The 24763-nt window shown below is 69.8% G+C and carries 23 protein-coding genes and 1 pseudogene; 14 read left to right on the forward strand and 10 right to left on the reverse strand.

The genetic code is table 11. The features are described from left to right. Positions 1-101 precede the first annotated feature (101 nt). Positions 102-923: a MerR family transcriptional regulator gene (locus tag ABD908_RS14850; protein ID WP_344997237.1), complete on the forward strand. Its 822-nt coding sequence runs from the start codon at positions 102-104 to the stop codon at positions 921-923. A 95-nt stretch (positions 924-1018) separates the two neighbouring features. On the opposite strand, the gene katG is transcribed toward ABD908_RS14850, so the two are convergent. The 4 genes from katG to ABD908_RS14870 form a co-directional block, all read right to left on the reverse strand. After that, positions 1019-3253, reverse strand: a complete 2235-nt coding sequence (katG, locus tag ABD908_RS14855; RefSeq protein ID WP_385920679.1) for a catalase/peroxidase HPI — start codon at positions 3251-3253, stop codon at positions 1019-1021. A gap of 207 nt (positions 3254-3460) precedes the next feature. Continuing rightward, positions 3461-3961, reverse strand: coding sequence for a MarR family winged helix-turn-helix transcriptional regulator (locus ABD908_RS14860; protein ID WP_344997239.1), 501 nt, complete (start codon positions 3959-3961; stop codon positions 3461-3463). 193 nt (positions 3962-4154) lie between these two features. Continuing rightward, positions 4155-4967, reverse strand: coding sequence for a hypothetical protein (locus tag ABD908_RS14865; protein WP_344997241.1), 813 nt, complete (start codon positions 4965-4967; stop codon positions 4155-4157). A gap of 129 nt (positions 4968-5096) precedes the next feature. After that, positions 5097-6344: a serine hydrolase gene (locus ABD908_RS14870; protein ID WP_344997243.1), complete on the reverse strand. Its 1248-nt coding sequence runs from the start codon at positions 6342-6344 to the stop codon at positions 5097-5099. Positions 6345-6441: 97 nt separating this feature from the next. On the opposite strand from ABD908_RS14870, the gene ABD908_RS14875 reads away from it, so the two are divergent. The 4 genes and pseudogenes from ABD908_RS14875 to ABD908_RS14890 all read left to right on the forward strand — a co-directional run. Beyond that, the gene (locus ABD908_RS14875; RefSeq protein WP_344997245.1) at positions 6442-7353 is read left to right on the forward strand and encodes an SAM-dependent methyltransferase; all 912 of its coding nucleotides are present in this window, start codon (positions 6442-6444) and stop codon (positions 7351-7353) included. 58 nt (positions 7354-7411) lie between these two features. Then, on the forward strand, positions 7412-8215 hold the full coding sequence (locus ABD908_RS14880; protein WP_344997247.1) for an ArsR/SmtB family transcription factor: 804 nt from the start codon (positions 7412-7414) through the stop codon (positions 8213-8215). 10 nt (positions 8216-8225) lie between these two features. Beyond that, positions 8226-8903, forward strand: coding sequence for a lysoplasmalogenase family protein (locus ABD908_RS14885; RefSeq protein WP_344997249.1), 678 nt, complete (start codon positions 8226-8228; stop codon positions 8901-8903). Positions 8904-8942: 39 nt separating this feature from the next. Beyond that, positions 8943-9101, forward strand: a pseudogene (locus ABD908_RS14890) (transcriptional regulator); the annotation flags it as partial. A gap of 250 nt (positions 9102-9351) precedes the next feature. Here the strand turns inward: ABD908_RS14890 and ABD908_RS14895 are convergent. Continuing rightward, a complete protein-coding gene (locus tag ABD908_RS14895; RefSeq protein ID WP_344997253.1) occupies positions 9352-9495 on the reverse strand; it encodes a hypothetical protein in 144 nt (47 codons plus the stop codon). Between the two features lie 181 nt (positions 9496-9676). On the opposite strand from ABD908_RS14895, the gene ABD908_RS14900 reads away from it, so the two are divergent. The 3 genes from ABD908_RS14900 (at position 9677) to ABD908_RS14910 (ending at position 11642) form a co-directional block, all read left to right on the forward strand. Next, the gene (locus ABD908_RS14900) at positions 9677-9895 is read left to right on the forward strand and encodes a hypothetical protein (RefSeq protein WP_344997255.1); all 219 of its coding nucleotides are present in this window, start codon (positions 9677-9679) and stop codon (positions 9893-9895) included. An 81-nt stretch (positions 9896-9976) separates the two neighbouring features. After that, a complete protein-coding gene (locus tag ABD908_RS14905; RefSeq protein ID WP_344997257.1) occupies positions 9977-11071 on the forward strand; it encodes an SPFH domain-containing protein in 1095 nt (364 codons plus the stop codon). A 61-nt stretch (positions 11072-11132) separates the two neighbouring features. Then, positions 11133-11642: a hypothetical protein gene (locus tag ABD908_RS14910; RefSeq protein ID WP_344997287.1), complete on the forward strand. Its 510-nt coding sequence runs from the start codon at positions 11133-11135 to the stop codon at positions 11640-11642. 9 nt (positions 11643-11651) lie between these two features. On the opposite strand, the gene ABD908_RS14915 is transcribed toward ABD908_RS14910, so the two are convergent. Together ABD908_RS14915 and ABD908_RS14920 are read right to left on the reverse strand one after the other, a co-directional pair. After that, positions 11652-13154 carry an MFS transporter gene (locus ABD908_RS14915; RefSeq protein WP_344997259.1) on the reverse strand — a complete coding sequence of 501 codons (1503 nt, stop codon included), beginning with the start codon at positions 13152-13154 and terminating at the stop codon, positions 11652-11654. Positions 13155-13359: 205 nt separating this feature from the next. Next, positions 13360-15711, reverse strand: a complete 2352-nt coding sequence (locus tag ABD908_RS14920; protein ID WP_344997261.1) for a sulfatase-like hydrolase/transferase — start codon at positions 15709-15711, stop codon at positions 13360-13362. A 152-nt stretch (positions 15712-15863) separates the two neighbouring features. Here ABD908_RS14920 and ABD908_RS14925 point away from each other — a divergent pair, with 152 nt between their 5' ends. Continuing rightward, entirely contained in the window at positions 15864-17339 is a 1476-nt protein-coding gene (locus ABD908_RS14925; RefSeq protein WP_344997263.1) for an APC family permease, read from the forward strand. Here ABD908_RS14925 and ABD908_RS14930 read toward each other — a convergent pair. Both ABD908_RS14930 and ABD908_RS14935 read right to left on the reverse strand, forming a co-directional pair. Further along, positions 17323-17694, reverse strand: a complete 372-nt coding sequence (locus ABD908_RS14930) for a DUF427 domain-containing protein (RefSeq protein WP_344997265.1) — start codon at positions 17692-17694, stop codon at positions 17323-17325. The genes ABD908_RS14925 and ABD908_RS14930 overlap by 17 nt on opposite strands. A 56-nt stretch (positions 17695-17750) precedes the next feature. After that, positions 17751-18941, reverse strand: coding sequence for an FAD-dependent monooxygenase (locus ABD908_RS14935; RefSeq protein ID WP_344997267.1), 1191 nt, complete (start codon positions 18939-18941; stop codon positions 17751-17753). A gap of 131 nt (positions 18942-19072) precedes the next feature. On the opposite strand from ABD908_RS14935, the gene ABD908_RS14940 reads away from it, so the two are divergent. Together ABD908_RS14940 and ABD908_RS14945 are read left to right on the forward strand one after the other, a co-directional pair. Beyond that, entirely contained in the window at positions 19073-20197 is a 1125-nt protein-coding gene (locus ABD908_RS14940) for a PucR family transcriptional regulator (protein WP_344997269.1), read from the forward strand. A gap of 40 nt (positions 20198-20237) precedes the next feature. Further along, positions 20238-20909, forward strand: a complete 672-nt coding sequence (locus tag ABD908_RS14945) for a PASTA domain-containing protein (protein ID WP_344997271.1) — start codon at positions 20238-20240, stop codon at positions 20907-20909. A gap of 3 nt (positions 20910-20912) precedes the next feature. On the opposite strand, the gene ABD908_RS14950 is transcribed toward ABD908_RS14945, so the two are convergent. Continuing rightward, positions 20913-21299, reverse strand: a complete 387-nt coding sequence (locus ABD908_RS14950; RefSeq protein WP_344997273.1) for a nitroreductase/quinone reductase family protein — start codon at positions 21297-21299, stop codon at positions 20913-20915. A 66-nt stretch (positions 21300-21365) separates the two neighbouring features. On the opposite strand from ABD908_RS14950, the gene ABD908_RS14955 reads away from it, so the two are divergent. From ABD908_RS14955 to ABD908_RS14965, 3 genes are all read left to right on the forward strand, one after another. Beyond that, the gene (locus tag ABD908_RS14955) at positions 21366-22949 is read left to right on the forward strand and encodes an acyl-CoA carboxylase subunit beta (protein WP_344997275.1); all 1584 of its coding nucleotides are present in this window, start codon (positions 21366-21368) and stop codon (positions 22947-22949) included. Between the two features lie 139 nt (positions 22950-23088). Beyond that, positions 23089-23664, forward strand: coding sequence for an FAS1-like dehydratase domain-containing protein (locus tag ABD908_RS14960; protein ID WP_344997277.1), 576 nt, complete (start codon positions 23089-23091; stop codon positions 23662-23664). Positions 23665-24141: 477 nt separating this feature from the next. Further along, positions 24142-24763 (forward strand): NADP-dependent isocitrate dehydrogenase (locus ABD908_RS14965; RefSeq protein WP_344997279.1); only part of this gene is annotated, 622 nt, incomplete at its 3' end.

A 24763-nucleotide genomic window follows, 5' to 3' on the forward strand; every position in this document is an offset into this window, starting at 1 on the left:
GGATCTTTCGGACCTCTCGACTCTGCGGCCTCCCGTTGTGGGAAGGTCAAGTGCCCGACTCGACTGCACTCTCCCGTAGGGGGAGGGTGCACCCTGGAGTGATGCAGACGACGATGCCGATCGGCGACTTCGCGCGGGCCACGCACCTGAGCATCAAGGCGCTGCGGCACTATCATCAGGAGGGGCTACTCGAGCCGGCCGAGATCGACCCGGTGTCCGGTTATCGTCGCTACGACGTCGCGCAGATCCCGACCGCTCAGGTGATCCGACGGTTCCGCAGCCTGGGAATGCCGCTGGACGACATCGCGGTGATCGTGCGCACCGACGATCTCGAGGCGCGCAACGGACTGATCATCCGACACCTTCGCAGGCTGGAGTCCGAACTGTCGCGGACTCAGGACGCGGTCGCCTCCCTACGGCACCTGGTGGAGCGGCCGATCTGCGACTCGGGCATCCGGCACGTCCACATCGCGAGCCGGAAAGTCCTCGCGATCACCCAGGACGTGGCCGTGGCCGATATCGGTGCCTGGTATCAGGGAGCGCTGGGCGAGTTGTACGCCACGCTCGCCGCGCAGCAGGCGGACCTGTCCGGCGACGCCGCGGGTGTGTACGCCGACGGATTGTTCACGGAGGAGTTCGGGACCGCCAGCGTGTACATCCCCGCGCGCGGACCCGTGCGCGCGACGGGGCGGACCCAGGTCGTCGAGATGCCCGAGGTGGATCTCGCAGTGATCGACTACGTCGGGCCCGAAGCAGGCGTCGACCGCGCCTACGGGGCCCTGGCCGACTACGTGACGCGGCACGCGCTGGCGGTGGACGGTCCGCTGCACGAGTTCTATCCGGTCAACCGAGCGCACACGGCGGACCCGTCGCGCTGGCGCACCCAGATCGGCTGGCCGATCTTCGAGGTCTCGCCTCACTGAGCGGATGCGGCACTCTCCCGCCCGGTAGCTGAGACGACGGTGCCCCGCACGCCGAAGGGCATGCGGGGCACCGTCGTTCGCACCGACTTAGCGTGCTACTTCTTCACGTCGTAGCGGTCGTTCTCGCTCACCTTGGCCCACGCCGCGACGAAGTCCCGGACGAACTTCTCCTTCGCGTCGTCGGTGGCGTACACCTCGGCCAGCGATCGCAGGATGGAGTTGGATGCGAACACCAGGTCGGCCCGGGTCGCGGTCCACTTGGCCTCGCCGGTGGTGCGATCGGATCCGATGTACGTGCCGTCGTCCGCCGGCGATGGTGCCCACGTGGTGGACATGTCGAGGATGTTCACGAAGAAGTCGTTCGACAGGGTGCCGACGCGGTCGGTGAACACCCCCAGCTTCGTGTCCTGGAAGTTGTTGCCCAGTACGCGGAGTCCGCCGACGAGCACCGTCAACTCGGGTGCGCTCACCCGCAGCAGGTTGGCCTTGTCCACCAGCATGAACTCCGCGGGCAGTGGCGCCTCCTTGCCGACGAAGTTGCGGAAGCCGTCCCAGCGGGGCTCGAGCTTGTCGAAGGACTCGACGTCGGTCTGCTCCTGCGTCGCGTCGGTGCGGCCCGGGGTGAAGGGCACCGTCACCGCGACGCCGGCGGCCTCGGCCGCCGCCTCGACGCCCGCGTTGCCGGCGAGCACCACCACATCGGCGAACGAGACCTTCTTGCCGCCGGTGGCGGTGGCGTTGAATGCGTCCACCACACCCTCGAGCTCGGCGATCGCCTGCGCCAGCTGGTCGGGCTCGTTGACCTCCCAGCCGGCCTGCGGCTGCAGACGCAGGCGGCCGCCGTTGGCACCGCCGCGCTTGTCGGAGCCGCGGAACGACGAGTGCGCCGCCCACGCGGTCTTGACCAACTGCGACGTCGACAGGCCGGTCGCGACGATCTTCTCCTTGATCGCGGCGGCGTCGGCATCGTCGATCAGCGGGTGGTCCACCGCCGGTACCGGGTCCTGCCAGAGCAGGGGCTGCGCGGGGATCAGCGGGCCGACGTACCGGGAGATCGGACCCATGTCGCGGTGCAGGAGCTTGAACCAGGCCTTGGCGAACTCCTCCGCCAGCTCCTCCGGGTGCGCGAGCCACCGCTCGGTGATCGCGCGGAAGCCGGGATCGAGCTTCATCGACAGGTCGGTCGTGAGCATCGACGGGTGGGTCTTGCCCGGTCCGAACGCGTCCGGGACCGAATTGGCCCAGCCGCCGTCCTTGGGCTTCCACTGGTTGGCGCCGGCGGGGCTCTTGGTGAGCTCCCACTCGTTGCCGTACAGGATCTCCAGGAAGCTGTTGTCCCACTTGGTCGGCGTGTGGGTCCACGTGACCTCGAGGCCGCTGGTGATGGCGTCGGGGCCGACGCCGGTACCGCGCGGGTTGGACCAGCCCAGACCCACCTGTTCGATCGGCGCGGCTTCGGGCTCCGGGCCCACCTCGGCGTCGCTCGCGCCGTGCGTCTTGCCGAAGGTGTGGCCGCCGACGATCAAGGCGGCGGTCTCGACATCGTTCATCGCCATCCGGCCGAACGTCTCGCGGATGTCGACGGCGGCGGCCAGCGGGTCCGGAACACCCTCCGGGCCTTCGGGATTCACGTATATCAGACCCATGGTGGTGGCGCCGAGGGGCTTCTCGAGGTCGCGCTTGCCGGTGTACCGGGCATCGGTGCCCAGCCAGGCGGTCTCCGGACCCCAGTACACGTTCTCGGGCTCCCACTCGTCGACCCGGCCGAAGGCGAAGCCCCAGGTCTTGAAGCCCATGTCCTCGAGTGCGACGTTGCCGGCGAACACCAGCAGGTCGGCCCACGAGAGCTTGCGGCCGTACTTCTGCTTCACGGGCCACAGCAGGCGGCGGGCCTTGTCGAGGCTCACGTTGTCGGGCCAGCTGTTGAGCGGCGCGAACCGCTGCATTCCGGCGCCCGCACCGCCGCGTCCGTCGTCGACGCGGTAGGTACCGGCGGAGTGCCAGGACATGCGGATGAACAGCGGGCCGTAGTGGCCGAAGTCGGCGGGCCACCAGTCCTGCGAGGCGTGCATGAGCTCGATGAGGTCGGCCTTGACCGCCGCGACGTCCAGCGTCGCGACCTCGGCGGCGTAGTCGAAGTCGGCGTCCATCGGGTTGGCCACGTCGGGGTTGTGGGCGAGAACCTTCAGGTTGAGATCGTTGGGCCACCAGTCCCGGTTGCTGCCGCCCTCGACGGGGCGGTTGAGTCGGTTGTGGACCGGGCACTCGGCCGGCGGCGTCGGCGGATCGACGACGATGGGGCCGTCATCGGTGGGCTTTTCCTCAGACACGACATTCCTTTCGGGACTGCGGGTGTATCGGGCTGTGTGAGCACGGGTCTCGATGTCGGCGCGGGCTCGGTGGCCGGTGTCCGTCGCCGCGACCGAGGCCGCGCCGACAGCGGATCACGCGCGGCTGGGGCGCGTCGTCCGATCTGGAGGCCACGTCCCCAACAATAGGTCGCCGCGTCCCCGAAGGGGAGTGTTTTCTGGAATCAGTCAAGAATTCTCAGACGGCGGCGAATGCCGCGGAGCCGTCATCGACCTCAGTGCCGCCTCCTCCGGCTGCATCTGTTGCAGCAGGGTCTGCAGGCGGCGTTGGTCGGCCGGGGCCAGTCGATCGGTCATCGGCGAGAGGGCGTGTTCGAGTCGTCCGTGGATGCGCTCGGCGAGGGCGGCCCCCTCGTGGGTGATGAACACGTCGACGCCGCGGCCGTCGTCGGGGTTGCGTTCTCGCCCGAGGAGGCCGCGCTTCTCCGCGCGGCGGACGAGCCCGGTCATGCTCGATTTATCCAGTCCGAGGTAGCCGGCCAGTTCGGTGATCCCGCCGCGCCGGTCCCACAGGATCGCCAGTACGTGCAGCAGGGTCGGCGAGAGGTCGTTCTCCGCGCAGACGCGGTTCAACACCGCCATCGTCGCGAAGGCGCTCTGAACCAGCGTGTCCATCAGCTCGTCCCGCTGGGGTGGTCGGGTCGCGGCTTCCCGTTCGGATTCAGCCATACTGGGACTCTACGTGACTCAGTGGTAGTACCAACTACATCGTTCGGTACTGCCGCGAGCCACCGACGGTGTCGGCGGGCCGACGGTGAAAACGCCGAACTGCATGGTCTGGTGCCTCGCTACGTGTGACGCTCGGTACACAGACAGTAGCGGACTACAGTCCGATCTTCTTCCGTCGGCGTGCGGTCGGGCGCTACCGCAGGGCGCGTCGACGACGCACGGGGATCTGCAGGCGCAGCGGGGCGAGCGTGAGTCGTCGGCCGCGCAGCCGGTCGGGCAGGCGCCGGCGCACCATCGAGGCCGCCCTGCCCCCGGTCGCCACCGCGATGAATCCCAGGACCAGTGCGACCAGCATGACGACTGCGCGGTACGACGAGCCGCCCGCGGCCGCGGCCCGCACCAGGTCCACGGAGCGGCCGACCAGGGAGGCGCCCACATCGGCGGGCGTCTCGTACATCGGGACCCCGTAGAACTGGCGCCACGTGTTGAACTTCAGCCCGACGTTCGCGCTCTGCGCGGCCGTCCGGCACAGCGAGTCCCGGCACTCGGCGTACATGCGCTTGATCAGCATCGCGTCGAGGGCCTTTCGGGCCCACGGCCCGAGCGGATGGCCGGTGTGGGCGGCGTAGCGCAGCAGGTCGAAGCCCAGATCGTGCGCGGCACAGATCGGCATGAAGGTCTCCGGGAACGGCACGCCCTTGTCCGAGCAACCGCCCGTGGGCTTGGCAGGCACCCCGTCGCGCAGTATCGGCGTGTAGTGCGCGCCGACGGCGAAGTCGCGTGGGATGAAGCGGAGCGCGTCGGTGGGCGTCGAGCCGGTCAGGGCGTACACCGCGGCGCCGGCGGGCGTCGCTCGGTCGGCGGCGCTCGCCTCGGACCGGAACGCCGGCAGCGCGGCGACGTCGGCGTGGGCGGGGAACGCTGCGAACAGCGTCGCCACGATCGTGAGGATCAGGGCGAACGGCAGCGTGAGCGAAGCCGGGAGGCGTCGCAGGGAGACGGGCATGGCCGCCAAGGGTAGCCGTTCGCGGCGGCGCGCATCGGGACCGTGTCGTCCGTTATGGCGGTTGCGTCGGAATGTCTCTGCGAAACGTCCGGTTCGCACGTAGTCGCGAACCGGTGGCCCGGCTGGGGGTCAGCGCGGTCCGAACTCCCGTGTGATCGTGTCGAGCAGCGCCGGGTAGCGCTTGGCCTCGGGGTGTGCGCCGGGCTTGCCGCTGCTGACGATCCCGACGGCGAGGTCGCGTTGCGGGTCGGCCCACATCGCGATCTGCGTCAGGCCTGTGTGCCCGAACGCCGCCGGGGCGGCGAGCCCGAACGGTCCGAACCGCTTGGAGCCGAGCATGTATCCGGTACCCCAGCGCATCGGCATACCGCCCGACGCGAGGTCCGGGCGCAGTCGCCGGGCGGGAGTCGTCGCGGCCGCTATGGTCTCGGGACGCAGCACGCGGTGGCCGTCGAGCTCCCCGCCGCACCGCAGCAGTTCCGCGAAGCGGGACAGCTCGCTCGCGGTCGAGACCAGGTTCGACGATGGCACGATCCCCGTCAGGAAGCGTCGCGAGTTCGCGGCCTTCATGGTCTGCGCCATCGTGCCGCCGACCAGCACCCGGTAGCCGGCCTCGATCACCGGCGATGGCGGCTTCCCCGTCGCATGACTGAGCGCCACCAGCGGCAGGTCGTCCTCTGTCACCCCGTAGTTGGTCCATCGGAAGCCCAGTGGGTCGAGGATCTCCGCCGCCACGATCTCGCGGATCGACCGCCCCGTCGCAGCGAGCACCAGTTCGCGGACGATCGGCCCCCAGGTCAGCGCGTGGTACATGTGCACCATTCCGGGCGGATACACGGTGCGCATGCGTCCCAACATCTCCCGCGTGTAGGCGCTGTCCTCAGAGCGCTTCAGGTCGGGCCGCGGCCCCGTCGGTATCGTCAGCCCCGCGGAATGGGTCAGTACGTGCCGCACCGTGATCCGTTCCTTGCGGTGCCCCGTGAACTCGGGCAGGTACTCGCGGACCGGGGTGTCCAGGCCCAGCTCACCGCGCTCGATCAGCATGTGCAGCACCGTCACCGACACGCCCTTGGCGGTCGAGAACACGCAGAACGGCGTCCCGGTGCCGACCGTCACCCGCTCCGCATCGACGGAATCCGAGGGCGCGTTACCCCACCCGTGCCCGATCGCGCGGTCGAGCACGACGCGCCCGTTGTGCCGCACGCACACCTGGATCGCGGGGTGCATCCCCGCCGCGTACCAGTGGCGGGCCGCCTCCCACACGCGCTGCGAAGCCGCTGCCTCACCTGCGTCCGCCTCCTCCGGCCCCACGTCGGTCACGGCGTCGAGGTCGACAGGCACCTCGATGCGCCCGTCGTTTCGCAAGGCTTCGGTCACGCGGCCAGCCTACGTCGCGTCCCGGCCGACGGTGCCCGGCGCGGGCTACCATCGCGGCTGTCCGACACGGACGGCGTGCCGGCGGGACGGAGGCATGGTGGCGGGCGAGAGGCGGTACGACGGCGACTCGTGGGACATCGCGAGCAGCGTCGGCTACACGGCCCTGGGAGTGGCGGCGGCGCGCGCCGCCGAATCCGACCGCGGCGACGCGCTCGCGCACGACCCGTACGCCCGGCTGTTCCTGGCGGCGGCGGGCGACCCGCGTTCCGCGCGGCGAGCCGACGGGGACGATCGCGGTGGAAGCGTGTTCGCCCGGACCCGGTTCATCGGCCTGCGCACACGCTTCTTCGACGACTTCGTCACCGGCGCGGCCGGGGACGGGATCACGCAGGTGGTGATCCTCGCCGCCGGGCTGGATGCACGGGCGCAGCGGCTGCCGCTGCCGGCCGGCACCGTCGTCTACGAGCTCGATCAGCCGGGCGTGCTCGACTTCAAGGTCCGCGTGCTCGCGGAACACGACGTCTCGCCGGCGGCAGGGTTGGCGTCGGTGCCGGTCGACCTGCGGGACGACTGGCCGACGGCGCTGCGCTCCGCGGGGTTCGACCAGACGCGACCCGCGGCGTGGGTCGTCGAGGGCCTGCTGCCGTACCTGCCCGCGGATGCGCAGGACCTCCTGTTCGCGCGGGTGTCGGCCGTCTCCGCCGCGGGGAGCCGCATCGCCGTCGAGGCATTCGACACCGGGCCGGATGCGGTGGCCGCCCGGCAGCGTTTCCAGGCGGCGATGGCGCGGGGGCGCGGGCGTGGATTCGACATCGCCGGCCTGGTGTACGTCGACGCCGACCGTGCCGATCCCGCCGACACGCTCGCGGCGGCCGGGTGGTCCGTCGCGGAGCCCCGCGAGCCGTCCGGGCTGGCCCAGGCGTACGGGGTCGAGAGAGTGCCGCTGCCCGGCACCGGTGCCGCTGGCGGGGCCCCGGTGGTGCGGTACCTCACTGCCGAGCGGGTGTGAATCGCCGGGCGGCGCAGGGGATTGACAATAGGCAGGTATATACATGCATAATGGGACGGTGAGCCGAACAGCTGGATCGGGGCATGACGAACCGCTCGGCCCCGTCTTCAAAGCGCTGGCCGATCCGACCCGCCGGGCGGTCCTCGACCGCCTGCGCGAGGAGAACGGCCAAACCCTGCGCCGGCTCGGCGAGCAACTGGAGATGACGCGGCAGTCGGCCACGCAGCACATCGACGTGCTGGTCGCGGCGGGGCTCGTCACCGTCGTCCGCCGCGGGCGGGAACGCCTGCACTACCTGAACCCGGCGCCCATCCACGAGGTGGGGGAGCGCTGGATCTCCGAATTCGATCGACCCCGACTGGAAACGATCGCCGCCATCGCGCGGCGGGCAGAGGAGTACGCCATGTCTGAGCAGACCGCCACCGTCCCGACCTATGTGTATGTCACCTACATCAAGGCGAGCGCAGAGCAGGTGTGGCGCGCCCTCACCGACGCCGACCTCACCGCGCAGTACTGGGGGCATGCGAACGTGTCCGACTGGCAACCGGGTTCGACCTGGGAGCATCGGAGGGTCGACGGCTCGGGCGCCGTCGACGTGGTCGGCGAGGTCCTCGCGGCCGAGCCGCCGACCCGGCTGGTGATCACCTTCGAGGACTCGGTCGACGTGCAACGCGAACGGTCGACGGTGACGTTCCTGATCGAGCCGCACGAGGACATCGTGCGCCTCACCGTGACTCACGAGAAGCTGCCCGATATCGAGATGTACCAAGGCATCTCGCGGGGCTGGCCCGCCGTGCTCGCCAACCTCAAGTCACTGCTGGAGACCGGTGAGACGCTGCCGCAGGCGCCCTGGGCGATGTAGCGTCGGCCGGGTGCGTGCCTCGCCGACATCGAAGATCGCCTACGCGGCCCTGGCGGCGGCGGATACCGTCCTCGCCGGGAGTCGGGCGCCCGCCGCCCACCGGGCCCGCAGGTTCACCAAGCCGCTGCTGATGCCGACGCTCGCGGCCGCCGTGGTCACCGACGCCCGCTCGGCGACCTCGCCGCTCGTGGGGCCGGTCTTGGCGGCGGAGGCGGCGAGCTGGTGCGGCGACATCGCGCTGCTGGGCGACGATCCCGTCCACTTCGTCGTGGGCGCAACATCGTTCGCCTGCGCTCACGCGTCATATATTCGCGGGCTCCTGCGGAGACGGGGCGACGTCCCGAGCCTCCCGCTAGCCGCGGTCGGCGTGCTGTGGGCGGTGACGGTGCCGGCTGTGGCCGCGGGGGCAGCGCGCGAGCGGTGCTGGCTCGCGCCGGTCGTCGCGGGTTACTCCGCAACGCTGGCCGGCACCGCCGCGGCCGCGACGCAGCTCGACCCGGCGTTGCCGGTGCGGGCCCGCCGCGCCGCCCTCGTGGGTGCGGGTCTGTTCCTGCTCAGCGACGCGCTGCTCGGCGCGCGCCGCTTCCTGCTGCGTGACGCGCCGCCGTGGATCGAGTCGGCGGTGATGGCCACGTACGCGGCCGCGCAGTTCCTGCTCGCCGACGTCGCGCTGAAGGCAGCCGGATAAGTAGGTCCTCATATGAGTGACAGATGATCTTCCTCTGCGGTGCACGCATCGGACGTCGTCGGCGACCCGGTGCGGCGGCGGATCCTCGAGCTCGCGATCTCGCAGCCGGCGGTCGCGCAGCATCTGAAGATGCTGCGGGGCAACGGCTTCGCGCAGGTCCGAGCGGACGGGGCCCGGCGGCTGTACGCCCTGGTCACCGAACGTGGCGCGCGAGCGGCACCGACGCCGCCTCGCGGCCGGCAGCGCCCCGCCGATGGCGCCACTACCGAGAACAGGGAGTGACCCGAGATGTTCTTCGACCACGCTGCCGAGCGCGCCGACGTGTGGGACGCCCTCACCAACCCGAGCGGCTGTCCCGCTGGTTCACGGCCGTGAGCGGGGACCCTGACCCTCGGCCCGCGTCTACCACAGCCGAAAGCTCGTCGTTGGTCAGATCTGCCTGCAGGTCTTAATACGCGATACCGCGCGCCAGGTTCCTCCGCGCCACCAGGATGCCGGCGATCTGAAGAAACGGGCTGCGGTCGTTGCCACGGAAATCGTCGGCGACCTCTCCGCCGACGGTGGTTGCCGCAGCCTGTGCGGGCGTGGCCACGATCGCGACGGTGCAGCAGAACCGGCGTAGCGGTGAGGAGGGAGCAGCTGAGCTTGTTCATGGCAGGCACCGATCTACCGGGCGGATCGGTCACGTGTCGCCATCCGGCCGGCGGACGCGCCCATCGTCCGTTCGGTCGACATGCAACCTACGATCGCAGAAGCGGAGAGGTGGAGTATTCGTGGATACGGGGCTGGTGGGCCGGATCGGCCGCGTCGAGCTGGCTATCGACGGCGGTGAGGTGCCGGGAGAGGCCCTGATCGGCGGTGCCGGTGTGCGCGAGAGTTATATCGCGTACGCGGACGAGGCCATCGCGGCGGACGAATCGGTGCTGGTCACGGAGGATCTGGGCGACCGGCGGGTGCGCGTGGTCCCCTGGCTCGACGTAGACGCCCGCTGAAGCGACCTACTATCGGGTGACCGGGGCCACCCCGGGGCCCGCGTGGAGGGCGCGGACCGATCACAGGGAGGACTGATCGCAATGCTGGGGTACCACGTTCCCGAGCCCGATGAGGCGATGCTCATCTCGGGCAAGAAGTCGGCCGATGCAGCGGAGCCGTTCATCGTCATCGTCGGCCATGGCAAGTGGGTGATGCCCCTGTTCCGCCGGGTCACCTATCTGTCGCTCGCCATGCAGGAGGCGCGGATCGAGGAGACCTGTGTGACGACGCAGGGGATCCAGCTCAAGGTGAAGGCGGTGATCGCTCACAAGGTGGGCGGCGACAAGCCCGCGATCATCTCGGCCGGCCAGCGCTTCGTCTCCGAGCAGGAACGTGAGATGAGCCAGCTCACCGGCCAGATCTTCTCCGGCCATCTGCGGTCGATCGTCGGGTCGATGACGGTCGAGCAGATCATCCGCGAGCGCGACACCCTGGCGCGGCAGGTGCTCGAGAATTCGAAGATCGAGATGGGGCGCATCGGCCTCGTGGTCGACTCCTTCCAGATCCAGTCGATCGACGACCTCGGCTCCGGCTACATCGAGGCGCTCGCCGCACCCGAGGTGGCGCGCGTGCGCCGCGAGGCCGCGATCGCCCAGGCGCACGCCGATCAGGCCGCAGCGGAGGCGCAGCAGGCGTCCCTGCGCAACCAGGCCGACTACGAGCGGGACACCGCGATCAAGCGCGCGACGATCCGGTCGGAGACCGATAAGGCCAACGCCGAGGCGGCCCAGGCGGGCCCGCTCGCGCAGGCCACCGCCGACCGGGCGATCGCCTTCGAGCGCGCGAAGCTCGCGGAGGCGCAGGCCGAGCAGCGCGAGAAGGAACTCGTGTTCGAGGTGGTCAAGCCTGCTGAGGCCGAGGCCCAGCGCACCAAGATCCGCGCCGAGGCGGAGGCCGAGGCGCTTCGGATCCAGGCGTCCGCCGCCGCGCAGAACAACCGCATCGCCCTGGATCAGCGGCTGATCGAACAGCTTCCGGCGGTGGTCGCGTCGCTGTCCGAGGGCCTGCAGGGTGCCCACCTGACGATGTTCAACGGCGCCGAGGGCGTCAACCAGCTCACCACCGGCATCGTCAGCCAGGCGGCGGCATTGCTCAACACACTCAAGCAGCAATACGTGGAGACCGACGGCGACTGACGGAGATGGGCGAGTGACCGAGGCAGTGGACTGGGAGCCGAGCGACGCGCAGATAGCGGCGATGACGGTGGCGCAGCGCCGCGCCCTGATCCAGCGGTTGGAGCGGCCCGCCGCCGAGCTGATCCACCCCGTCATCGCCGCGCGTATCCGTCGGGTGCGGGTGTCGTTGATGATGAGCGGATCGGTGGCACTGATCCCGTGGATCGTCTTCCTCGGTCTCACCCTCCCCAACCGCTACGTGGCCGACCATTGGTCGGCCACGTGGATCGGCTTCGACGCGCTGCTGGTGCTGCTGATGGCCATGACCGCCTACTTCGGTTGGCGGCGCCGAATGCTGCTGCTACTCACCGGTTTCGCGACGGGGGTGTTGCTCGTCTGTGACGCGTGGTTCGACATCATGACCTCGGAGCCGCACGACCTGCCGGTCTCCCTGGCGACGGCGGCGTTCGCCGAACTGCCGCTCGCGGCGGTGTTGATCCTCGGTCCCCTGCGGATCATGCGCCTGGTCGCCAGCCGGCTGTGGCTGCTCGAGACCGGGATGCGCGTCTGGCACCTCGAGTTTCCGTTCTGATCCGGCGAGTCAGTCTCGAGTCGGGTCGTCGGCGGTGCCGATGCTCTCCAGGTTGACCCCCTTGGTCTCGATCCTGAACAGGTAGGTGACCACTGTGCCGACGAGGCACGTACCGACCAGGAAATAGAGCAGCGTGGTTGTGCCGAGGCTCTTGAGCAGGATCGGGAACAGGAACGCGGTCAGCACCGCACCGATCTTGGCGAAGGAGGCTGCGAAACCCGCGCCCTTGCCGCGTACCTGGGTGGGGAACACCTCCCCGGCCAGCAGATAGGTCATGGCGTTGGGGCCCAGGTTCGTCATGAAGTAGAACAAAGTGAAGCCGATGAACAGCAGCAGCATGTCGTTCGATCCGTCGGCGCGCATCGACAGACCGGTCAACAGCAGGCCCACTGCACAGCCGATGAAGCCCACGAGTTGCAGCTTGATCCGTCCTGTGCGCTCCACGAGGAGGATCGCGGCGAGGATGCCCACGATGAACAGGATGTTCATCAAGGCGGAGCCCTTGGCGCCCAGGATGTCGTTGTGGATCGTGCTGGACACCGCGTTCGACGTGGACTCCTTACCTAGCACGGCCGCCAGGATGGTAGGGGTGAAGATGCCGATGCCGTAGGTGCTCAGGTCCTGCAGGAACCACGGAACCGAGGCCAGGATCGTCGCGCGGCGGTTCTGCTTGTCGAACAGGGTCAGGTAGCCGGTCTTACCGCCGTGGTCGTTGTGCTTGTGCTGCAGGTGCCCCAGGGAGATCGACTTCGGGTACTGGGGGACGCGCTTGAGCAGTTGCCGCGTGGCCTTCTCCGCCTCAGCGGTACGGCCCTTCGCGATCAGCCAGTGGGGGCTGTCCGAGATGAACAGACGCCCGACGACGACCAGGATCGCAGGGATGATCGTCGTGGCGTACATCCAGCGCCAGGAGTCGATGTCCGGGTCCGCGGTGAGGATGATGAAGCCGACGGTGGTGCCGATACAGGCTCCGACGGCCTGGAAAGCGAACGCACTCAGCACCAGTCGCCCGCGTGCCGTCGTCGGGATGCTCTCCGAGATCACCATGTGGGCGGTGGGGTAGTCGCATCCGAGCGCCAGCCCGGCGCCGAACAGGCAGATCACCAGCGTGATGAAATCGGGCGCGAGCGTCAGCGCGATGAGGAAGACGACGAAGATGATCATCTCGATGATGAACATCCGCTTGCGCCCGTAGGTGTCGGCGAGGCTGCCCAACGCGGACGCGCCCACCAGGATCCCCGCCAGTGAGGCGGCGGTGACGATTCCCTTATCGGCCGAATTCAGATGGAATTGGACAGCGATGAGGGGCACGGCGACGCCGGTCATGAACACGACCATGCCCTCGAAGAACTTGCCTGCGCAGGCGAGGGCCCAGATTCGGAACTGCATACCCGTCATCGGAGTCGAGGGCAGTGCGGTGCCATCGGGCCAGTTGGGCCGTTCGTCGATGTATTGCTGGACCGTCTTCTCCTCGTCGAGAGACGGCGGCTCGAATACCGTTTCGGTGGTCATCGCATCTTTTCCTGACTTGTTGCTGACTCTTTACTGTCTCCAGCTTCGAAGGTTCTATTCATCGGCTGGACCGGCTTTCGCCGACCACGTGGTAAACGCGTCGACTGCGCGGAAACTTACGTGGATAACGTGAATGAACCCTGGCTACCCCGCGAACTCTCGGTGGCCGATGTACCCGCCGCGGCCTGAGTCAGCGCTCGTGCCGTCAGTCCGCGACCAGCTCCGCCTGCTCGGCGATCTCGTCCCGGACGGCCCGCGGAACCTTCACCTCGCCGGGCCGATAGGTGACGGCGATCAGCCCGCCCGTGTAGCGGAACGGACCGCGTCGCGCCCGCAGCTCGGGGTCGACGGGGCCGCGCGCGTCGACCCCGACGGAGACACCCGTCCACGGCGCCATCCCGATCAGCTGGAACCGGTCGGCCAGCGTCAGCACCTCGACCTCGGCGCCGCCCGTGGTCTGCGCCGTAGCGCTGAACGACCATCGGACGTCCGCGGTCGCCGCGGCGGCGAGGCGGATCCGTGTGGTCCCGGCGGGCAGGGGGCCGGACGCCCGCGTGATCGCGCCGTACCCGTTGAACACCAGATGCAGCGCGCCGTCCTCGACGGCGAGGAGGTATCCGCCGAACGGGTCGCCGTGCGCGACCAGGACGCCCTCGTCGGCGGCGGGGTCGAATGTGGCGAGCTCGACGTCGATCTCGAAGTCGCGGTACTGGACGAGCCTGGTGCTGCGGTACCGCTCCAGTGTGGGGGTGCCCGCGAGAATGCGGACCGGGTCGTCGTAGTGCCGCTCGCCGGGGCCCCTCCGCTGCTCCGCGTCCTGCTCGATGAGGGGGAAGACGGTGTTGTGCCAGGCGGCATCCTCCCACGCCCGCGCCAGTTCGGAGACCTTGTCGGGGTGCTCACCGGCGAGGTCGCGGGTTTCGGCGGGATCGGTCCGCACGTCGAACAGCTGCCACTGCGGGTCGTCGATCCGCGTCGGATCGGTATGCAGCGTGAGCAGCTTCCAGCCGTCGCGGTAGAAGCCGCGATGGCCGCCGAACTCCGCGTACTGCTCGGTGTGCGGACTCGCTGCGGCCGCATCTCTCAGCACCGGCGTCACGGCGACGCCGTCGCGTTCCTGCGCGGGTCGCCCGTGGCGGTGATCGGGCGGGGTCACACCGGCCAACTCCACCAGCGTGGGCAGGAGATCGGTGACGTACGAGAACTGGCGCCGGACACCGTCGTCGCCCGCCACCCGCGGCAGCCCCGCGGGCCAGGACAGCACGAACGGGACGCGCACCCCGCCGGCGAAGGTCTGGCCCTTGTAGAACCGGAACGGGGTGTTCGACGCCTGACCCCAGCCGCGCGGGTAGTGCGTACCGAGCGCGCTCGTGCCGATCAGCTCCTCGTCGTGCGGTACGTCCCGCACCCAGTCCTGCGGCACGGGCCCGTGCACGAACCGACTGAAGTAGCTACGGGTCCCGACGGCGCCGCCCTCGGCGGTGCCGCCGTTGTCCGAGGTGAACACGATGATGGTGTTCTCCAGCTCGCCCAGCTGCTCGAGCGTGTCGGTGATCCGCCCGACGCTCTGGTCGACGCTGTCGACCATCGCTGCATACACCTCCTGGTACTTCGCATAGCGGCGCCGCTCCTCGTCGGTCAGCTCGTCCCACGGCGGTGCGTCGTAGCCGGGTTCGGTGTTGCGTTCGGCGATCGGTGTGCCCTGGTCGAACAGTCCGGCCGCGACCTGGCGCTGGAACCGCTCGGCGCGCACCACGTCCCAGCCCCGCGCGTACCGCCCGCGGTGCCGCTCGAGGTCTTCGGGCTTGGCCTGGTGCGGGCCGTGCATCGCGATGTGCGCGAAGTACAGGAAGAACGGCTTGTCCGGCTCCTGCGCGCGCAGGGCCTTGATCTGCCCGATTGCGCGGTCGGTGAGGTCGTCGGTGACGTAGTAGTCGTCGGGGTACTGCTCGATGTCGACGACGCTGTTGTCGGCGATCAGCTGGTTGGGGTAGTAGAACGAGTTGAGGCCCTCGAGCGACCCGTAGTAGCTGTCGAAGCCGCGCTGTAGCGGCCACGAATCGCGCGTGCGTCCCGGCCCCATGTCCGCGTCCCGGACCAGGTGCCACTTGCCCACCGCGTACGTCGCATACCCGTTGGCGCGCAGGATCTCCGGGAGCGTGAGGACATCGTCGGCCAGCTCGAGGCGCAAACCCGGGAACCCCGGGTCCGAGTTCGCGACCGAGCCGTAGCCGGCGCGGTGCGGATTCAGCCCGGTGAGCAGCGCGGCGCGGGCGGGGGAGCAGACGGGGGTCGAGTGGTAGTTGGTCAACCGGTACCCGGTCTCGGCGAGTCGGTCGATCGCAGGCGTCGGGATCTCGGAGCCGAACGGGCCGATGTCCGAGTAGCCCAGGTCGTCGATGAGCACGACGACGATGTTGGGTGCGCCCGCCGGCGCGGTCGAGCGCTCGGGCCACCACGGGGTCGAGGCCGAGCTCACCCGTCCGATCGTGCCGCCGAAACCCTCGTAGCCGCGGGCGTTCTCGGGCGGTGAGCCATGTGCGTCAGCAGAAACCATGCGGTCATTCGATCCCCTGCCCCCACCGGTCCGTCAAGATTTTTCGTCGTGCGAATCGTGGACGCCTCGAAGCCGCCCCGAGGGGGGTAACGTGCCGCGGACGAACGTCCGGCCTCAGGTGCGCAGTTTCCGAACGATGCAGGGAGAACGCCATGCCGAATCAGGTCCCGAGCCGCAGGCTCGGCTACTGGAGCGTGGTGCTGCTCGGCGTGAATGCGATCATCGGCGCGGGGATCTTCCTGACCCCCGGCGACGTGATCAAGGGAGCCGGCACCCTGGCGCCCCTCGCGTACGTGATCGCCGCCGCGTTCGCCCTGATCCTCGCGCTGGTGTTCGCGACCGCCGCGAGATATGTCAAGACCAACGGCGCCTCCTACGCCTATACGAAGGCGGGGCTCGGCGACCGACCCGCGATCTATGTCGGCGTGACGCACGCCTTCACGGGTGCGATCGCGTGGGGGACACTCGCGTCGTTCGCCGTGACCACGTTCCTGCAGGTGGTGTTCCCCCACCGGGACTGGTCCGCGCAGTCGGGCGTCTTCAGCGTCAAGACGGCGTCGTTCGTCGTCTTCGTGCTGATCCTGCTCGCGATCAACTACTTCGGGACCGCCGCGATCGCCTGGGCGAACGGGATCTCGACCGTCGGTAAGATCATCGCGCTCGTGGTGTTCGTGGTCGGTGCCCTTGCACTGGTGATCTCTCGCGGCGTATCCGACTATCACCTGGCCGGCAGTCGGCAGGTGTACGCCGGGTACGCCACCTATTCGCTGTTCGGCTACGTCCCCCTCGGCACCAGCGAGTTCGCCAGCATCGTCCTCGCGGTGATCGTGGCGCTGTACGCCTACACGGGGTTCGAGTCCATCGCCAACGCCGCCGAAGAGATGGACGAGCCCGACAAGACACTGCCGCGCGCGATCCCGGTCGCCGTGCTCATCGTGGCCGTCGCCTACCTCGCGGCGATCATCGCCGGTATGCTGCTGGCCCCGGACAAGATCGCCACCTCCTCGGACACCGTCAAGCTCGCGGCGGCGATCTCGAACTCGGTGCTGCACGCCGTCATCGTCGTCGGCGCACTCGTCTCGATGGTCGGGATCAACATCGCGGCATCGTTCGGGTCGCCGCGCCTGTTCACGGCGCTGGCCGACAACGGGCTGCTGCCGCGCGTGGTCTCGCGCAAGGGCCGCTACGGCGTGCCGCTCGTCGCGTTCACGATCACGGCCGTCCTGGCGATCGCCTTCCCGATCGCCCTGGGCTTCAACACCTCCAACCTCACCGGCCTCGCTGTCATCGCCCGCTTCGTGCAGTATCTGATCGTCCCGGTGGCGGTGTACCGCCTCGCCGCCAGCAGCGACCGGCGGTGGGCACACATCCACACGTCTGCGCTAGCCGGGCGCGTGCTCCCGGTGGTCGCCTTCGTGTTCTCGCTGTTCCTGCTGGTCTCGTTCGACTTCAAGAGCATCGTCACCGACGCGCACGGGCACGTGAACGTCCTGGCCGTCTCGCTGCTGCTCCTGGCGTTCGTGGTCGTGCCGGCGCTCGCGTACGCCAACGACGCCGCGCGCCGCCGCAGGGCGGGGGCGGACGCCGTACCGCAGGCGGCCGACGCGCAGCTCACGCGTCGACGGTGACGCTCACCCGGTCCGGATAGAACGCGACGTGCCCGGCGATCTGCGCCACCGCGGGGTACGGCTCCGCGTACCTCCAGACCGCGTCGGTGACGGTGCCCCCGGGGGTCTCGACGCTGTAGTACGACGCGTCGCCCTTGTAGGGGCAGTACGTCTGCGTCGGGGTGGGCCGCAGCACCGCGGGGTCGACGTCGCCGAGCGGCACGTAGTAGACCGGCGGGTAGGCGGCCTCCTGCAGGACCAGCGTGTGGCGTGAATCCGCGATCACCGCGTCGGCGGTGCTGACGACCACATGCGCGTCACTGGGTTCGACGGTGATCGGATGGTCGGGGCCGGGGATCTTCTGCTGACGGTTCATACCCTCGATCGTGGCACGGATCGCACAACCGCCGGTCGAACGATCCAGGCGGTCAGTCAGGCTCCCACCGACGCGTGATCGGCCGCGAAGCCGTGGATCCAGTCGAGATGCCGCTCGGGGAGGCCCGCGGACGCCAGGCGGGCGTTGCGGGCGGGTAGGAGCGGCGACTCGTCCGGGAGGTGCAGCACGTCGGCGGTGGTGATCGACGCGAACTGGACGCGGCGGGTGCGGTCGCGGCGGGCGTCCTCGTACTCGCGGCGCGCATCGTCGAGGTCGCTGCACCTCGCGAGCCGGTCTGCGAGCACGATCGCGTCCTCGATCGACTGGTTGGCACCCTGACCGTGGTGTGGCACGAGCGCGTGGGCGGCGTCGCCCAGCAGCGTGATCCGGCCCCGGTTCCACGACCCCAGCGGCGGGCGGTGGAACAGGGCCCAGCGGTCCCCGACAGGGGTGGCCGTCACCATCTCGACGACGGCCGGGTGCCAGTCCGCGAACCGGGCCATCCGCTCGGCGGAGGTCGCGGGAGCGGTCCACGCGGCATGCGGCCAGGGTGCGGGTCCGCGCTCGACGAGCAGGAAGTTGTGCGCGCCCGAACCGATCGGGTAGTGCAGCAGGTGCCCGCCCGGCGCGGTCCAGAACTGGATCGCGGCGGGGTCGGGGAGCGACGCCAGGTGCTCCGGCCCGACGATGCCGCGGAACCCCGAACACCCCGAGTACAACGCGTCGTCGTAGCCGAGCAGCAGCCGGCGCACCACCGACCGGGCACCGTCGGCCCCGATCACCAGGTCGGCTGCGGCGGTGGATCCGTTCGCGAAGGTCAGGAGCGCCTCCGGGCCGGTGTCGTCGATGCCGACCAGTCGACGGCTCAGGTGGATCCGCTCGGGCCCCACCGCGCCGGACAGCACGGCCTGCAGGTCCGCGCGATGGATACCCGCATAGGGAGCGCCGTACCGCCGCCGGTAGCTGTCGCGCCCGTAGTGCCGCCCGAGGACGGTGCCGGTCCGGCCGTCGCGGAACACCAGCTCCGGGATCTCGGCCCACACCGCCGACAGCTGCGCGCCCAACCCGAGTGGTCCCTCGAAGAAGCGGGTCGAGTTGGCCGACAGCGCCACCGCGGCGCCCACCTCCCGCAACTCCTCGGTCTGCTCGTAGATGTCGCAGTCGATACCGTGCCGCCGCAGTGCCAAGGCGAGCGTCAACCCGCCGATCCCGGCACCGATCACTGCGATCCGTGGCCCGTGAACCATGGTGTGTCCCTTCTCGAGTCGTAGCTCTCGACGGTATGTCCGCGGGGTGGGCGGGCACATCGGCGAATATGCTGGAATTCGTCGTCGGCCGTTCCGACAGAGTGTCGGAACGGTGGGCCTAGACTGCGGACATGCGTCACGACGTCGAGCTCGACGACCGGGTACAGGACGCTGCCGAATCGGCCGGCCGGCCCCTGGTATTGCTCGACGCCAGGCTCCGTCCGGTGGCATGGTCGATCCACGAGTCGGCCGCCGACCGCGAGGGGCTGTCCGTCGTTCTGGCGCACAGCAGTTCGTGGCCGCCACCGTCGGGCTCGGTCGGGTACGTGCCCGCGGCGGGGGCCGGCACCGTCGCCGTCATCGCGCTCGGTGACCGCGGCGCGACGGCCGGCCACCTCGCCGTCCGGCTCCGGGCGGCCGAGCGGCAGTTGGCCGCCCACGAGATCACCCGGATCCTCCGCGCGGGCTCGACACTGCTCCCCGCGCTACTGTCGCGCCCGCCGGAGGCGGCGCCCGAGCACACCGTGGCCCTCGTCCGGGCGCTCGTGGCCGGCGACCCCGATGCGGCGGCGGCGCTCGTCGAGGAGTCGCTGATCAGCGAGTCCTCCCGGTACTGCGCGGTCGCGATCGGCGCGCGACCCGACCTGGCCGAGCGGGTCACCCCCGCCGTCGACGTAGTGGTCGGGTTCGTGCACCTGGCATCCACTGCGAGCGTCGTCGGGGCCACGGGCGACGACGGTGTCGGTGTGCTGGTATTCCCGCGGCCCGTGGTGGTGCCGCGGCTCACGCGGCTTCTCGCCGAGCCGCGCATCGCGGGTGTCCGGGCCGGGATCGGCCCGCTGGTCCCATCGCTGACACAGGCCGCGTCCTCGTACGACGGTGCCCGGCGCGTCCTCCGCGCGACGCTTGCGGCTCCGGACCGTCATCCGGTGGTCGCGTCCGCTGCGGACGTCGGAGTCGACGCGTGGCTGGTGGAGCCGTCGTGCACGGTCGACGACCTGCCCCGCGCCGTCGCCGTCCTGCTCCGCGATCCCGGCTCGGCGCCACTGCTCGAGACGGTCGAGACATACCTCGAGACGGGTGGCAACGCCCTGCAGGCCGCCCGGCAGCTACACATCCACCGATCCACGCTGTACTACCGGCTCGATCGGATCCGCGAGCTCGTGGGTGTCGAATCCATCGACGCCGCGCTGCGTTTCGAACTCGCGGTCGGAATCCGCATCGCGAGGCTCAACGGCCTGGCATCGACGCAGTGATCGGTGGCCGATCGGGCCCTTGTCAGGATACCCTGACGGTATGACATTCTCCGATCGGTGGCGCGAGGGCGGGCGCCTGTGGAGCCGGCTCACCGCGCACTCGGCGGGCCCGGTGACCGGCGACGACGCTCTGGCTGCACTGTCCGACATCGGTGCGCTGCGGCGCGTTCTGGACCAGGCCGAGCTGGCCCTCGTGCGCACCGCCCGGGACCGGTCGAAGTCGTGGACCGAGATCGCCACCAGCGTCGGCATCACCCGGCAGTCCGCATGGGAGCGGTGGCGGGAGATCGATAGGGTCGAATCGACCAGGCCTGTTCCGCAGTACGAGACGGCGTTGGAAGTGGCTACGGGCGAGGCCGTCGCGGACTGGGAGAGGGACCTGATCGCCGGTTCCGGGGGTGGGCGGCGGCGTTCGGCGCAGGAGACCGTGCCAGACGTCGTCGGGCTGGCCTGGCCGGCTGCGCGGGCGCGGATCCAGGCGGCGAATCTACGGGCCGTCAGCGCGGCGGGCGGGCCGGCACCGGCGGCCACCGACGAGGGATGGGTCGTGACCGATCAGAGTCCCGAGTCGGGCGCCCGCGTGATCAAGGGGTCGGTGGTTCGGCTGTGGCTGCGGCCCGACGGGGACGCCGGAGTGCGGGAGCCGCGGCGGCCGCGGCCGGACCTACTCGAGATGCGGGCAGCCAAGCCGTTGGCCGACCCGGCAGCCTGAGGCCTATCTCCCCAGGTCGACGCGGATCGTCAGCAGGTCCGTGCCCATCGCGGCGACGGCGGCGCTGTTGGCGCGCGGCAGCTGCGCGAGGCGGGCACGGGCATCGTCGTCCCGCAGGACGTGGGCCGTGCCGCTGAGCCACGTGCCGCGGTCGCGCACCCGCACGCGCGGGTTCGCGAGGATGTTCTTGACATAGTCGGAGCGGTCACCGTGCTCGGACACCAGCCAGAACTCGGCGCCGCTGCGGCGACCACCGATCGGCGTGACCCGCGGCTGCCCGCTGCGCCGCCCGATCGTCTCGATCAGCTGCTGCCGCGGCGCGCGGCGCATGATCGGGTTGACGCGGCGCTGTACCGCGGTGATGACCTTGAATTTGATCCCGGCTGCCACTGGGTGCTCCCGTCGTCGGCGTGCTGGTGCGACGACGACCAGGTTAACGGCTGTTAGCGTGGCGGCGTGAGTGCAGATGCGGTCGACGACGGTATGGCCGACGAAGACCGGCTGGTCGAGCGGGTGCGAGCGGCCTACGCCGCAGTGGGCGACGGTACCCGGGCCGCCAAGGTCGCCAAGCAGCATGCGCGCGGGAAGATGACCGCCCGCGAGCGCGTCGCGCTTCTCGGCAACGGCGGCTTCTTCGAGTTCGGGGCCCTCGCCGGGCCCGGACCGGCACAGGCCGGGGCCGCGCCGCTCGTGGCGCCCGGCGACGGTGTCGTCACCGGCATCGCCTACGTCGACGGCCGCCCGGTGGCGCTGGCCGCATTCGATTTCACGGTCCTCGGCGGCAGCAACGGCGCTACGGGCATGGCGAAGCTGGAACGGTGCGCCGACCGGGCACTGCTCGACGAGATCCCGCTCGTGATGCTCATGGACGGCGGCGGGCACCGCATGCAGGAGGCGCTCGACTCCCGCCTCGCCGCACCTGGATCGCGGCTGCTGTTGCGGCTCGCCGACCTCTCCGGCCACGTTCCGCTCGTCGCGGCGATGCTCGGCCCCGGGTTCGGAGCCCCGGCCAACCTCGCCGCCTGCTGCGACTTCGTCACGATCGTGCGTGGCATCGGCACCATCGGCATGTCCTCCGCACCGCTGGTCGCGGCCGCGACGGGGGAGGAACTGACCAACGAGCAGATCGGTGGCGCGGACGTCCAGGCGGAGCGGGGCGTCGTCGACGTCGTCGCGGCCGACGAGCGCGAGGCACTCGACGCGATCCGTGCCTTCCTCTCCTACCTGCCGCCGTCGGCGAACGGCACGCCGGTCCCGGCGCGCGGACCGTACGAGCCGGGCGACGGTGCCGACACCATCGACGGCCTGATCCCCGCATCGATGCGGCAGGGCTACGACGTGCTCGACGTGATCGAGGCGCTCGCCGACCGCGACACCGTGTTCGAGATCAAGCGGACGCATGCGCCCAACGTGGTCACGGCCCTCACCCGCATCGGCGGACGGCCCGTCGGTGTGGTGGCGAACCAGCCGCTGCACCTGGCGGGTGCGCTCGACAGCGCCGCCTGCGAGAAGGCCGCGCACTTCGTCGCTGTGTGCGATGCGTTCGGGGTGCCGCTTCTCATCCTGGTCGACCTGCCGGGGTTCCTGGTCGGTGCCGCCGCCGAAGAGAGCGGTCTGGTTCGGCGCAGTGCCCGATTGGGCTACGAGCTGGCGAACGCGACCGTGCCGCGCTTCGTCGTGGTCACCCGCAAGGCGTACGGCGCGGCGTACATCGTCATGGGCGGTGGGCGCAGTATCGACGCGGACCTGTCGCTCGCATGGCCCACCGCCGAGATCTGTGCGATCCCGATCGAGAGCGCGGTCGACCTCGCGTTCCGGTCCGACTACGAGAACGCGCCGGACCCGGCCGCCCGGCGGGGCGACCTGATCACGCTGTTCCAGGCCAACGTGGATCCGTTGCTCGCGGCGGACGGTTTCGGTATCGACGACGTGGTACTCCCGTCGGCCACACGGGGACTCGTGATCGAGGCGTTGGGCCGCGTGACGCTGCGCCGGCCGCCGCGGGTGCCGGGCAAGCGGCGGTCCATCTCGCCGATCTGACGACACCCCGAGGCATGACCGTAATGTCCGATCGTGGGACGGTGCGGATTGGCTCGGATCTAGCTGTGGCACAATAGAATTCCTTGAATTCGGACGAAACGGCGACGTGACGGATGGGGGAGAGGCGTATAACAGGACGGTGAGCGAGTTTCGGAATGCAACCTGCGCCACGGGCGCGGACACCGCAGAGCCCTGTTCGTGCGGTATCGACTGGGATGTCTGGTACCCGGACATGTTCGAGATCTCGGGCGACTTGGTGCGGATGTACGCCCGCGCCATCGGAGCCTCCTACGTTCCGTACCTGAACCGGTCGGTGATCCCCGCCGACACTCCGGTCCCCGGGACCATCGTCGCGGCTCCTATGCTGGACACCCTCGCCCCCGTGGTCAGCGCGGCGATCCCCAACTGCAACGTGTCGCGGATCGTTCATGCCGGCCAGCGGTTCGAATACCTCGCGCCGCTCCGCATCGGCGATCGGGTCAGCCTGGGCGCGAAGCTGTTGTCCCACGTGGTCAAGGCCGGTGTCGACATCGTTGCGATCGAGGTCACGGCCTTCGCCGGCGACCAGGCCAAGGTGATCGGTGTCATGACCGTCGCCCACAGCACTTCCGGTGTGGAGGGCCTCGATCCGGCCGCCCTCGATATGCTCGCCGACAACGTGATGCTCGCGGGCACGGGGCCCAGCGCGAGCGACGCGTACTCGGGCCTGGCCTGACGCCCGGCCCGCGCGCCGCCGCGCGGACGGTATCCGGTCCGCGGCTAGACTTCCCGGCCGGGGTCGGTCGGAGGGCGCGAGCCCGTTCGACCTGACGGGGTGGCGCGCGCTCGGGATTCCTCGCTCGCCGGGCGCGGATTCGCTTCCGCTGTACGGGATCCCCTTCGGCGTGAGGGGTTCGATCGACATCGCGTGCGTCCCGATCACGCCGTCCCGCCTACGCCTCCGCAACCACAGCGCCTGTCGTGCAGCGCCAGGTCTCCCATGAGCCCTCCCTGGCGACGGGTGAGCTGCGGTGTGCGGAATCGACATCACCGAGTCCGGCGTCCGGCTCGCGCCGGAGTAGGTCGCTACCCGCCCGACGGCACCGCGGTGAGTACTAGGCTCTAAGTGCATCGCACCACGAGGTGTCGCTTGAATGGAGTCTCCGGACACCCCGGAGGCGGATCGAAGCCATTTGGAGGTCGGGAAGAACCCATGAGTGATCATCAGCAGACCATCATCTACACGCTGACCGATGAGGCGCCGCTGCTGGCGACCGCGTCGTTCCTCCCGATCATCCGAACCTTCGCCGAGGCGGCGGGCATCGACGTCGAGACGCGGGACATCTCCGTCGCGGCCCGGATCCTCTCCACGTTCCCCGAGTCGCTCACCGACGACCAGCGGGTCGCAGACGACCTCGCCGAACTCGGCGAGCTGACGCTGAAGCCCGACACCAACATCATCAAGCTGCCGAACATCTCGGCGTCGGTGCCGCAGCTGCTGGCCGCGATCAAGGAGCTGCAGAGTAAGGGCTACAAGATTCCGGACCTCCCGGAGGATCCGAAGACCGACGAGGAGAAGGAGATCCTGCGACGGTACTCGACCTGTCTCGGCAGCGCCGTGAACCCTGTTCTGCGGCAGGGTAACTCGGATCGTCGGGCGCCGAAGGCGGTCAAGGAGTACGCGCGGAAGCACCCGCACAGCATGGGCGAGTGGTCGATGGCGTCCCGTAGTCATGTGGCGCATATGCGGGAGGGCGACTTCTACCACGGGGAGAAGTCGATCACCCTCGACAAGGACCGCGACGTCCGGATGGAGCTGGTCACCACCAGCGGCA

This window comes from Tsukamurella soli (assembly GCF_039541155.1).
GTDB classification, from domain to species: domain Bacteria; phylum Actinomycetota; class Actinomycetes; order Mycobacteriales; family Mycobacteriaceae; genus Tsukamurella; species Tsukamurella soli.

Excerpts from the sequence above, each read along its gene's own strand:
- ABD908_RS14850 (WP_344997237.1), top strand. The coding sequence starts at position 102 with ATGCAGACGACGATGCCGATCGGCGACTTCGCGCGGGCCACGCACCTG.
- ABD908_RS14860 (WP_344997239.1), bottom strand. The coding sequence starts at position 3,961 with ATGGCTGAATCCGAACGGGAAGCCGCGACCCGACCACCCCAGCGGGAC.
- ABD908_RS14865 (WP_344997241.1), bottom strand. The coding sequence starts at position 4,967 with ATGCCCGTCTCCCTGCGACGCCTCCCGGCTTCGCTCACGCTGCCGTTC.
- ABD908_RS14905 (WP_344997257.1), top strand. The coding sequence starts at position 9,977 with ATGCTGGGGTACCACGTTCCCGAGCCCGATGAGGCGATGCTCATCTCG.
- ABD908_RS14910 (WP_344997287.1), top strand. The coding sequence starts at position 11,133 with ATGACGGTGGCGCAGCGCCGCGCCCTGATCCAGCGGTTGGAGCGGCCC.
- ABD908_RS14915 (WP_344997259.1), bottom strand. The coding sequence starts at position 13,154 with ATGACCACCGAAACGGTATTCGAGCCGCCGTCTCTCGACGAGGAGAAG.
- ABD908_RS14920 (WP_344997261.1), bottom strand. The coding sequence starts at position 15,711 with ATGGTTTCTGCTGACGCACATGGCTCACCGCCCGAGAACGCCCGCGGC.
- ABD908_RS14925 (WP_344997263.1), top strand. The coding sequence starts at position 15,864 with ATGCCGAATCAGGTCCCGAGCCGCAGGCTCGGCTACTGGAGCGTGGTG.
- ABD908_RS14930 (WP_344997265.1), bottom strand. The coding sequence starts at position 17,694 with ATGAACCGTCAGCAGAAGATCCCCGGCCCCGACCATCCGATCACCGTC.
- ABD908_RS14935 (WP_344997267.1), bottom strand. The coding sequence starts at position 18,941 with ATGGTTCACGGGCCACGGATCGCAGTGATCGGTGCCGGGATCGGCGGG.
- ABD908_RS14940 (WP_344997269.1), top strand. The coding sequence starts at position 19,073 with ATGCGTCACGACGTCGAGCTCGACGACCGGGTACAGGACGCTGCCGAA.
- ABD908_RS14945 (WP_344997271.1), top strand. The coding sequence starts at position 20,238 with ATGACATTCTCCGATCGGTGGCGCGAGGGCGGGCGCCTGTGGAGCCGG.